5 protein-coding genes are annotated in these 3,232 nt (G+C 72.7%); 4 read left to right on the top strand and 1 reads right to left on the bottom strand.

Going from position 1 to position 3,232, the window contains the following annotated elements; genetic code table 11:
- Positions 1–666, top strand: a 666-nt coding sequence (locus tag ACFFNX_RS45865; protein WP_378212620.1) for a YegS/Rv2252/BmrU family lipid kinase, incomplete at its 5' end; no start/stop codon positions are given.
- A gap of 70 nt (positions 667–736) precedes the next feature.
- Here the strand turns inward: ACFFNX_RS45865 and ACFFNX_RS45860 are convergent.
- A complete protein-coding gene (locus ACFFNX_RS45860; RefSeq protein ID WP_378212619.1) occupies positions 737–859 on the bottom strand; it encodes a hypothetical protein in 123 nt (40 codons plus the stop codon).
- A gap of 409 nt (positions 860–1,268) precedes the next feature.
- On the opposite strand from ACFFNX_RS45860, the gene ACFFNX_RS45855 reads away from it, so the two are divergent.
- From ACFFNX_RS45855 to ACFFNX_RS45845, 3 genes are all read left to right on the top strand, one after another.
- Positions 1,269–1,928, top strand: coding sequence for a hypothetical protein (locus ACFFNX_RS45855; protein WP_378212618.1), 660 nt, complete (start codon positions 1,269–1,271; stop codon positions 1,926–1,928).
- A 70-nt stretch (positions 1,929–1,998) separates the two neighbouring features.
- Complete coding sequence (locus tag ACFFNX_RS45850; protein ID WP_378212617.1) at positions 1,999–2,397, top strand: YccF domain-containing protein; 399 nt, start codon at positions 1,999–2,001, stop codon at positions 2,395–2,397.
- 55 nt (positions 2,398–2,452) lie between these two features.
- Positions 2,453–2,731 (top strand): hypothetical protein, encoded by a 279-nt coding sequence (locus tag ACFFNX_RS45845; RefSeq protein ID WP_378212616.1) that lies wholly within the window; start codon positions 2,453–2,455, stop codon positions 2,729–2,731.
- Positions 2,732–3,232: the final 501 nt, after the last annotated feature.

Below are 3,232 nucleotides of genomic sequence, written 5' to 3'. Positions count from 1 at the left end.
GTGGCGCTGGCGGGCGGCGTCGCGGTGCTGGGCGTCCTGCCCGCCGGGCGCGGCAACGACTTCGCCCGCCAGCTCGGGCTGCCCGACGACCCCGAGCGCCTGGCCGACCTGCTGCTGTCGGCCGAGCCCACGGCGATCGACGCGATCGAGGTGACCGCGGACGACGGCACGACCAATGTCGTGGCCGGCAGCGTGTACGGCGGGGTCGACTCGGTGGCCAACGCGCACATCAACCGGCTGACCCGGCTGCCCGGCTCCCTCGCGTACTACCTCGGCCCGCTGCGCGCGATCGCGACGTGGCGGCCGGTCGCGTACCGCATCACGATCGACGGCGAGACGCGCGAGGAGCGCGGGTACACCGTCGTCGCCGCCAACTCCGGGTACTACGGCTATGGGCTGCACGTCGCGCCGGACGCCTCGGTCTCCGACGGGCTGCTCGACGTCGTCATCATCCGCCACGCACCCCGGCGCCTGTTCTTCAAGGTGATGCGCGAACTGCCACACGGCACGCACGTACGCCGCCCGGAGATCGAGGTACTCCGCGGACGCGAGGTCCGCGTGGAGGCCGACCGGGAGATCCCGTTCGGCGGCGACGGCGAACTGCTCGGCACCCTGCCGGTGACGATCCGCGTGCTGCCGGGCGCGCTCCGGGTGATCACGGCCTGACGGGCCCTCGCGGCCCCGCCGTGTGCGGGCGGGCCCAGGACGGTCGCTGACGAACGGGCCGCCTCGGTGGTCACCGGGCCACGCCGAAGAACGCCACGCCCTCCTCGACCCGGTCGATGGCCAGGGAAATGGGCCTGTCGCGGTCGGCCGTCTCGCGGATCTGGCGGGCCTTCGGCCTCTTGCAGACATTCAAGCTCTCGAGGGACCCGTACTTCGCCGAGAAGGTCCACGACGTCGTGGGCCTGTATCCGGACCCGCCCGAGCGGGCGCTGGATCGCTCCCGGCCGGTGCTGCCGGGCGTTCCGCGGCGGGTCACACACGACCACGTGCGCGCCGGACTACGGCCCTCTTCGCCACCACCGGCGAGGTGATCGGCTCGGCGCACCGCAGGCACCGGGCCGCCCGGCCCATCCTCACTTCCACAAAACCGCGCCCCCTGGGGGCGGGAAGTGTCCCGGACGGCGGGACTCCGAAACACGCTCTGAGGGACTGCGGGCAGGGCCTGGTCCCGGCGTGGTGAAGCTTGCCCGGCGCTTTGCCGCGACCCGACCGCTCACCGGGTACGTTGCCGAGTGCGATCGGTGATTCGGGGGCGATCACTTGTGAGACACGCGCTCGCCGTACTGGCCGGCATCGCCGTGGGGCTGTCGGCGATGGCGGCACTCGCGTCCGCGGGCGGGCACACCGCGGGTGCCCTGCCGGACCGCTACGTGCCCTGGGCGCATCGTTTCCACAACGGGTACGCCGCGATCAGAACGCCGGTCCGCCCCTCTCGCCTCAAGGCCCGCCACCGCGCCCGCGTCCTCATCTCGACCTCGCCCGCCGAGACGCCGTCGCCGGCGCCGGCCGGGCGGCTCGTCCACCACGCCAGGCCCGCCGAGCCCGGTGCGGGTCTGCAGGTCTCCATCGAGGCCCCGCGCTCGGTCCGGCCCGGCGGCACCTACGCGTACCGGATCCGCCTCGCCAACCGCGGGCACGCGACACCGGGCGAGATCACCGTGCGCAACACGCTCCCGGCGGGCGTCGAACGGACGAGCACGTCACTGCCGGGCGGAGCCGGAGGCTACGCGGGCGGGCGCGACACCACGCTTGTCCTGCCGCGGCTCGCTCCGGGCCGGTCCGCCACCGCGCGCTTCGTCGTACGGGTGAGGCCGAAGGCCCGCGGTGAGCTGGTCGCCCACACCCGGATCGCCTCGATCGGCGGCGCACGGGTGCCGAGGACCGGCACGAGCGCCTCCCATGTGGCGACCCGGGTTCGCTGATTCGTCGGAACCACCGGGTACCCGTGCTTCGTCTCATCTGTGACGACCGCGACACGGGAAGGCAGGGAGCATGCGCACGCTGCTCAACCTCATCTGGCTGGTGCTCTCCGGGCTCTGGATGGCGCTCGGTTACTTCCTCGCGGGGATCATCTGCTGCGTGCTCATCGTGACGATCCCGTTCGGCGTCGCGGCGTTCCGCATCGGGGCGTTCGCGCTCTGGCCGTTCGGCCGCACCGTCGTGCGCAAGCCGAGCGCCGGCGTGATGAGCACCATCGGCAACGTCATCTGGATCGTCGTCGCCGGTCTGTGGCTGGCCATCGGGCACCTGCTCAGCGGCATCGCGCTGTGCGTGACGATCATCGGCATCCCGCTCGGCCTGGCCAACTTCAAGCTGATCCCGGTGTCACTGATGCCGCTCGGCGCCGACATCGTCGACGCCGACGACCCGCGCGTCCTCGTCGCGGCCTGACACCTCGTCGAGCGGGTCTCGACAGCGGAGGGTGTACGGGTCCACACTGACCCTCATGCCAGGGGCTTCTCCGTTGCCCAAGCAGGGCGACGTGTTCTTCGACCGCCGCAGGCCGGATCGCTCGTTGAGGATCAGCCGCCATCCGGACGCCGGACTGGTCGTGCTGAGCATCTGGAACGGCGGCGTCTGCCAGGGAACGTTCCAGCTACCGGCGGACCAGGCCGGCATGTTCGCGGAGGCGTTGCTGCACAGCCCGCCCCGGGGCGTTGCCGCGGAGACGGCGCCCGAACTGTTCCGCACTGGCGAGTACGACACGCAGCCGCGCATCGCCTGATCGCTGCGGGGGAGTGTTCGCGGAGGCGTTGCTGCACGGCCCGCCTCGGGGCACTGCCGGAGACGGCACGCGAACTCTTCGGCACCGGTGAGTACGACACGCGCCCCCACATCGCCTGACCATCGCCGAGCCGGCGCCGGCTCCCTCGCGCCGGGCCGGGCCGCTTATACCCGCCGCACTCATCAGACGCGCCGATTTCCACAGGCGCGCCGACACCCTTCCCCTGCCCAGAGCGGCCACTGGACAATGGAAATGGGATGGCACCCCCGGGCGGGAGGGTTCCGGCCCGGCGAGAGGGTTCCGGCCCGGCGAGAGGGCACACCCCGGGGCGGCAGGGCTCCGGTCCGGCACGAGCGGCCCGGCCCGGCACCGCCGCGATCGTTGGAATCGGGGCGTCGGCCGAAGGCCCCCGCGATTGAGATCAGTTCGAGAACAGCTGGACCAAGAGGGTGGGCGGCGCCGGGCGCCGCCGCGACGGGTGCGGCGGCGTCGGCCAGCGCC

The organism is Actinoallomurus acaciae (assembly GCF_042429965.1).
GTDB lineage: Bacteria > Actinomycetota > Actinomycetes > Streptosporangiales > Streptosporangiaceae > Actinoallomurus > Actinoallomurus acaciae.
The sequence above is the reverse complement of the archived record's forward strand: the minus strand, read 5'-3'. Positions and strand labels throughout refer to the sequence as shown.

Excerpts from the sequence above, each read along its gene's own strand:
- ACFFNX_RS45850 (WP_378212617.1), top strand. The coding sequence starts at position 1,999 with ATGCGCACGCTGCTCAACCTCATCTGGCTGGTGCTCTCCGGGCTCTGG.
- ACFFNX_RS45845 (WP_378212616.1), top strand. The coding sequence starts at position 2,453 with ATGCCAGGGGCTTCTCCGTTGCCCAAGCAGGGCGACGTGTTCTTCGAC.